The organism is Pseudorhodoplanes sp. (assembly GCF_046289595.1).
In the GTDB taxonomy this organism is placed as follows: domain Bacteria; phylum Pseudomonadota; class Alphaproteobacteria; order Rhizobiales; family Xanthobacteraceae; genus Pseudorhodoplanes.
This window is the reverse complement of record NZ_JBKBVB010000168.1, coordinates 1-7003: the sequence shown is the minus strand read 5'-3', so window position 1 is coordinate 7003 and position 7003 is coordinate 1. Positions and strand designations below refer to the sequence as shown.

General features: G+C 65.1%; 6 protein-coding genes. 3 read left to right on the top strand and 3 right to left on the bottom strand.

Annotation, left to right across the window (positions count from 1 at the left end):
* A partial coding sequence (locus ACK41X_RS21915; RefSeq protein ID WP_409727934.1) for an aconitase family protein occupies positions 1-948 on the bottom strand: 948 nt, incomplete at its 3' end.
* Positions 945-1832, bottom strand: a complete 888-nt coding sequence (locus tag ACK41X_RS21910) for an oxaloacetate decarboxylase (RefSeq protein ID WP_409727931.1) — start codon at positions 1830-1832, stop codon at positions 945-947. The genes ACK41X_RS21910 and ACK41X_RS21915, both read right to left, overlap by 4 nt.
* 245 nt (positions 1833-2077) lie before the next feature.
* Between ACK41X_RS21910 and ACK41X_RS21905 the strand changes: the two genes are divergently transcribed.
* The 3 genes from ACK41X_RS21905 to ACK41X_RS21895 all read left to right on the top strand — a co-directional run bounded on the left by ACK41X_RS21905 (position 2078) and on the right by ACK41X_RS21895 (position 6458).
* Entirely contained in the window at positions 2078-3058 is a 981-nt protein-coding gene (locus ACK41X_RS21905; RefSeq protein ID WP_409727928.1) for a Bug family tripartite tricarboxylate transporter substrate binding protein, read from the top strand.
* An 80-nt stretch (positions 3059-3138) separates the two neighbouring features.
* Complete coding sequence (locus tag ACK41X_RS21900; RefSeq protein ID WP_409727926.1) at positions 3139-5427, top strand: CoA transferase; 2289 nt, start codon at positions 3139-3141, stop codon at positions 5425-5427.
* A gap of 47 nt (positions 5428-5474) precedes the next feature.
* The gene (locus tag ACK41X_RS21895) at positions 5475-6458 is read left to right on the top strand and encodes an NADPH:quinone oxidoreductase family protein (protein WP_409727923.1); all 984 of its coding nucleotides are present in this window, start codon (positions 5475-5477) and stop codon (positions 6456-6458) included.
* Between the two features lie 24 nt (positions 6459-6482).
* Here the strand turns inward: ACK41X_RS21895 and ACK41X_RS21890 are convergent, their stop codons facing one another.
* Complete coding sequence (locus ACK41X_RS21890) at positions 6483-6971, bottom strand: MaoC family dehydratase (protein ID WP_409727920.1); 489 nt, start codon at positions 6969-6971, stop codon at positions 6483-6485.
* Positions 6972-7003 lie beyond the last annotated feature (32 nt).

Sequence of the window (7003 nt, the reverse complement as noted above, 5' to 3'; positions counted from 1 at the left end):
GTCCGGTGCGGTGCCGGGATCGGGGACGCGCGCGCCGATCGGTCCGACCTGATCGACGCTCGTTCCCCACGTGACCTGGGGCTGCAAGCCGGCGGCATTCAGCGACAATTCTCGGTCGAAGCTTGCATCGTCGTCGCTGTGAAGGTCGCGCCAGGCACGGACGGCCTGCTCCCATAGCGGCCCGCCGGGCGCGTGGCGCCGGCCATGAAGATAATCGAACGTCGTGTCGTCCGCAGCGATGATCCCGGTGCGCGAGCCGAGTTCGACCGCCATGTTGCACAATGTCAGCCGCGCCTCGACCGGCATCGCCCGCACGGCGGAGCCGCAGAATTCCACCGCAAAGCCAACGCCCGCGCCGGCGCCAAAACGTCCGATTGCGGCAAGGATCACGTCCTTGGCCGACACGAACGGCGCCAGCGTGCCGTCGAGCCTAAGCCGCATCGATTTCGGCTTCCCCAGCACAATCGTCTGCGTGGCGAGAATATGCAGCGCGTCGGTCTGGCCGACGCCGAAGGCCAGGGCGCCAAGTGCGCCATGGGTACAGGTATGACTGTCGGTGCACAGGAATGTGGTGCCGGGCAGCGTCAGCCCGAGTTCGGGCCCGATCACATGCACGATGCCCTGGTCGGCATCGCCGATGTCGAAATGGCGCAGCCCGGCCTCGCGCATCAGGTCGCGCATTTCGAAGACATAGCGGCGGCTCTTGGCGTCGACGTGGTGCTCGCGGCCCTCGTCGGTCGAGACCGCGTGGTCGGTGACCGCGAAATTCAGTGGCGGCGAGAGCATGGTCAGCCCGCGCTTGCGCAGATCGGGAATGGCGATCAGGCCGGAGAGATCGTGCAGGAAAAAGCGGTCGACATGGATGAGATCTTCCGCGGCGGACAGCGTCTTGATCACGTGCTGCGACCAGAGCTTGTCGAGCAAGGTCTGCGGCCGGGCGGCGGTCATGCTCCCTCCGGCGGCGTGTCATGCCGGTAACGGGCTTCGAAGGCGCGCAGTTCGGGAAAGCCCACCAGCGCATGGCCTTGATCCGCAGTCAGCGGCGGTCCGGACAGGGCTGCGGAGACCTCTCCGCGCCGCAGCGCAGCGAAGACCGCGGCGATCGCGCCGGCCGAGGCGAGCCACGCGATGCTCGGGTAGATCGCGAAGGCAAAGCCCATCTGCGCCAGTGTTGCGGAAGGCAGCAGCGGGGTTTTTCCGCCGGGCACCATATTCGCCATGGTCGGACGCCCGGTATGCCGCGCCAGCCGCGCCAGCTGCGCCTCGGTCTCCGCCGCATCAACGAACAGGATGTCGGCACCGGCGGCAGCATAGGCATCGCAGCGCTTCAGGGCCGCGTCGAAGCCCTCCGGCGCGAGCGCGTCGGTGCGCGCGATGACCATGATGCCGTCGGTGTCGCGCGCTTCCACAGCAACGCGAATGCGCTGGACCATCTCTGCAACCGGTACCACGCGCTTGCCGTCGAGATGGCCGCAGCGGCGCGGCGCTTCCTGGTCGTCGATTTGGATGGCGGCGGCGCCCGCCCGTTCGTAATCCTGCACTGTGCGTCGCAGACTGACGAGACTGCCGAACCCGGACTCGCCGTCGGCAATCAGCGGCAGCGGGCAGCAGCGCCGCAGGATTGCGATGCGGTCAGCAAACTCCGTGTGGGTCGCAAGTCCTGCGTCCGGCAGGCCGAGCGTGGCGTGCAGCGCATACCCGGTCAGGTAGGTGGCCTCGAATCCAGCTTCGAGCGCCAGCAGTGCCGTGATGCCGTCATAGACCCCCGGAGCCTCGAAAAATCGTCTTTCCGCGAGCAGGCGGCGCAATCTGACGGAAGCGCGCATGGTCATGGGCGAAAGCATCATTTGCCGCATTGATCTTAGGAAGATATATTCAGTAAATCATCGGTGGTCAAACAGCTTCGATGATCGCGATCCAACCGGCGCTCTACAATGTCCGGTCAAATGAGGCCGAAGCGAAAATAGCGCCGCGGCTCTTGTTCATAATTGTCCGGTCATTTAGGCTGAGCTCAGTTCAAAAATTCGGGCCGTGGCTTGCGCACGTAAAGCGCCGGAAACATGGGAGGAGGAGGGTGATGAGGAAGGGTGTACGTACCGCAACATCGGCGCTTGTGATTTCGTCAGCGTTCCTGGGTTTGACCGCACTGGCTGCGGCTCAGGCCTTTCCGACACGCCCGGTGACGCTGCTTGTACCCTTCCCGCCCGGCGGGGTTATCGACACCACAGCGCGCGTGATCGAGGGAGACCTCGCCAAGGAGCTTGGCCAGCCGGTCGTCATCGAGAACAAGGGTGGCAGCGGCGGCAATATCGGTTTCAGCATGGCCGCCCGCGCACAGCCGGATGGCCACACCATTGTGATGGTGCCCAACGCAACCGCTGTGATGAATCCCTACACGTTCAAGAATTACCCGATCGATCCGGCCAAGGATCTGACGGGAGTTGCGCTGATAGGCGAAACCTATCTCGGTCTCGCGGTGCAGGCGAGTTCGCCCTTTAATTCCGTCAAGGACATCATCGAAGCGGCGAAAGCCAAGCCAGGTGAATTGACCTTCGGGCATGTCGGACCCGGTTCGGCGCACAACATTGCCGGCGCTCTGCTGAACAAGAAGGCCGGGATCAATATCCAGCCGGTGCCGTTCCAGGGAGCCGGACCCGCGCTGCAGAGCGCACTCGGCGGTCACATCACGATGAGCTATGGAACACTGGCCGGCATCCTGCCATATGTCGAAGGCAAGCAGATGAAGCTCATCGCGCTGGCCGAGCCCGCACGGATCAAGCAGCTGCCCGATGTTCCGACCATCAACGAGACCGTGCCTGGTGTGGAGGTGACGTCCTGGGTCGGCGTCTTTACCGCGGCCGCGACGCCCAAGCCGATCGTCGAACGCTTGAACGCGGCGATCAATAAGGTGCTCGCTCTTCCGGAGGTGAAGCAGAAGCTCGATCGCATCGGTGTTGTTCCGACGCCGGAATCGGTCTCCGCTTTCAACGACAAAGTCCGCAAGGACTTGGTGTTCTGGAAGGACGCCATCAAAGAGGCCGGAATTGAGGCGCAATAGCGCGAGCCTCGCTGCCCCGCCTTTGCGTAGCTGCTCATCAAACGGGTGCGGTCGCGATGTGGCCGCACGGAATACCGATCGTGAAATCCGTCGCAGATGCTTTGCAAGACGTCATCGTGACCGAAGAGATCGCGGCGGCGACGCCGTTCTGGGCAGTTCTCGCGATCGGACTTGCCGGACGCCTCGCCGCGGATTTCGGTGCGCGGGTGATCCGCGTGTGTTGCGATGCCGACCCCCTTGGCGATTTTCCCGCAGATCCGGACGCCGTCTTGGCGACAGCGCATCGCGATGCCCTGCGCAACTTTCTATGCGCCGGCAAACAGCTGTCGAGCAATTCGGCGCCCACAAATTTAGGCCCGTATGCGGATCGCGGCGTTCACATCAGGATGCGTTATGCGCATGACGAACCGGCGCATCGGGGAATGCTGGCGGCGCTTTGCAAGGACGTGGTGTTTTCCGAGGAGGCAGCGAACGCGGAAGCTGCAAGTCGGGCGGCGAGCGAATTCACCATCGCCGCCCGCAGCGGCCTGTTGGATATCGTGGGACGATCCGATGCGCGCCCGCTGATGATTGGCGGCCATCAGATTGCGTACTCCACCGGGCTATCCGGCTTTCTGGCGATGGCAGCGCTGCTGCACGATCCGCAACTGGCTCGCGCCGATGTTTCGGCGCTTGGCACCGCATTCTGGATCAACTGGAAGTCGCTTGCCGCCGCCGCACAGGGCCGCGCGGTGCCGCGCCGCAATGCGGAGCGCGGCAAGTGGCGTACCGCCCCATGCGCAGACGGCCATGTTGCGCTCATTTATTTCGATCGCGACTGGCCGCAGATTGCCAAAATGACCGGCGACCCGCAGATGCAGGCCTTGGCCGCCGCGCGCGGCTGGACCGATCGCGACACGCTGAACGAACTGGAGCGTGGTCTTGAAGCGTGGACCGCGCACCATACGCGGCGCGACATCGCGGCTGCTTCTAAGGCCTTTGGCCTCGCCTTCGGGCCGGTCTGGACTCCGGCTGAATTGCGCGACGATCCGCAATATCGTACGCGCAACTTCTTCGCTCCGGCTGCCGGAAACGGAAGCGCCGCGCCTTTCCTGCGGCCGCCGGTGGTTGTGGCGGCGCAGGCAGACGCGGCAGGCCCGGCGCGGCGCGGCAGGCGGGCCGGCGGGTCCGGACCATTGTCCGGCATCCGCGTGATCGATCTCGGCATCCTCACCGCCGGCGCCAGCACCTCGGCGATCCTCGCCGATCTCGGCGCCGACGTAATCAAGGTGGAATCGCCGACCTATCTCGATCCGTTCCGTGGCACGCCCGGCACCAGCCGCGCCGAAGGCTGGTGGAACAAGTCTGACGCCTTCAAGTCCACCAACCGCAACAAGCGCGCCATCTGTCTCGACCTCAAGGCGCCCCGCGGCCGCGACGTGTTTCTGGCCTTGTGCCGGCAGTCCGATGTGGTGATCGAGAATTTCCGGCGCGGCGTGATGCGCAGACTCGGCATCGGCTATGACGCGCTGCGCGCGGCCAATCCGGGCCTCGTTCTGGCATCGGTGTCCAGTCAGGGCGAGGACGGCCCCGACGCCGATACCATCTCCTTCGGCTCGACGCTCGAAGCGATGTCCGGTCTTGCCGCCTTGACTGCCTACGAGGACGGGATGCCGCTCGTTACCGGCATGGACCTGAACTACCCCGATCAGGTCGGCTCCGTATTCGCGGCCGCGGCGATCATTGCGGCGCTGCGTTCCACGTTACGCACTGGAACCGGCGCGCATCTCGACATTTCGCAGCGCGAGCTTGCGACCTTCCTGCTCGGGGAGCAGGTGCTGGCGGCCGGCGACGTTGCGCCCTGTCTCGGCAACGCCTCGCCGGACTATTTCCTGCAAGATGCGTTCGCGGCGAAGGACGGCTGGGTCGCGGTCAGCATCAAGGATGCGCAGCAATGGGCCGCCGTCCTGGCGGTGAGCGCTGCGGACGAGAAACCAGCCGCGGCGGATGCCGGATCGTGCAAGGCATTGCTGACGACGTGGATGAGCGAGCGGGACGTGGAGACCGTCTGCGCGCTGCTGGACGGAATCGGCGTTGCCGCAGCGCCCGTGCTCGACGGGCAGGGCGCCTTGGCCTATGCGCAACGCCTCGCGAATGACGCGATCCGGCCGCTTGCGACATCGCCCGCAGGCGACATCGTCAAGGGCTTCCCGCTGCATTTTCCCGAACGACCGATCGAGGTGCGGTGTGCCGCCCCCGATCTCGGCCAGCATACCGGCGACGTCTTGCGTGAGCGGCTTGGGCTGAGCGATAGCGAAATCGATGAGCTGATGCGCGACAATGTGATCGGGACGCGGCCTGCCTCGCCGAACGCATCGCGGCTCGATTGAGCGCAGCTTCCCGCAGACCGGCAGGTGTGTCAGCAGGTGCATGTCAGATGAAAGCTGTGCGTTGCCATCAATGGGGCGGACCCGACGTGCTCGCCGTCGAGGAGGTCGAAACACGGCCGGCCGGGCCGGGCGAGGTGCGCATCCGCGTCGAGGCCAGCGCCGTGAACTTCACCGACACGCTGATCGTCGCCGGCAAGTATCAGTTCAGGCCGAAGCTGCCGCATATCCCGGGCCACGAGCTTGCCGGCATCGTGCTGGAGGTTGGCGACGGCGTCACCGGCTGCGCGGCGGGCGATCGGGTCATGGCCTCGGCGCGGCAGGGCGGCGGTTTTGCCGAGGACTATGTCGGTCCGGCGGACAAGGTGTTTCCGATTCCGGACAATCTCGGATTCGAAGCTGCGGCCGGCTTCATCATCGGTTTCGGGACGGCCTTTTTCGCACTCAAGTATCGCGGCCTGCTGCAGCCCGGAGAAACCCTGCTGGTCAACGGCGCTGCCGGCGGTGTGGGACTTGCCGCGATCCAGGTCGGCAAGGCGCTCGGCGCGCGCGTCGTCGCCTGCGCCTCGACGCCTGAAAAGCTCGCGCTTGCTGCCTCGTATGGCGCCGATTGCTGCATCGACTATGCGCGGGACAGCGTGCGCGACAATGTGCTCGCCTTCACCGGTGGCAAGGGGGTCGACGTGGTGTTCGATCCGGTCGGCGGGACGGCCTTCGATCAGGCGATGCGTGCCGTCGGCTGGCATGCCCGCATGCTGATCGTCGGCTTTGCATCGGGCAGCTGGCAGCAGATTCCAGCCAATATCGTGCTGGTGAAGAACATTTCGGTGATCAGCTCGCTCTGGGGCGCGGAACTCGAACGCGATTCGCAGTTCGGCCGGAAGGTGCTGAACGAGGCGCTGGCGCTGTATCGCGACGGTCTGCTGCGTCCGCTGCCGGGCAAGACCTATCCGCTCGACCGCGCCGCCGATGCGCTGCGCGACATGATGAACCGGAGCATCAGCGGCAAGAGCGTGGTGCTGCCGCGGGGTTAGCGAGCGGGTGCTTCACGTTGCGGGTCAGGCCCGGCCATGACGAGTGGAGAGGGGCCGCTTGCGGATCAGTACGCGGCGCTCGGCCTCGAACACAATCCTGTCGTCCTGATTGAGGCCGGTATGGCGGAAGCGCACGATCCCGGCATCGGGACGCTCTGCCTCCTCCGTGCCGAGAACCTCGCTGAAGGCATAGAGCGTATCGCCATGCACAACCGGATGCTTCAGCCGCAGGCCGGTGATCGACAATTCGGCGAGCGCATTCTCGGCGGTGTCCTGCGCCGCAAGGCCGATCACGATCGAGGCGGTGACGCCGCCGAACACGATCCGGGTCCCGAACGGCGTCCCGCTCATCAAATGCTCGTTGAAATGGCCGTCGGCCGTGTTCATTACCAGATTGGTGATGAACACGTTCTCCAGGTTCTCCACTGTCTTGCCCCGGCTGTGGCGGATCACAAGGCCGGGTGTGAAGTCCTCGAAATAATTGTGCGATCCGGTCAGGGCAGGGTCGTTCACGGCATCACCTATGCCAGCAGGCGGTCGGAGAT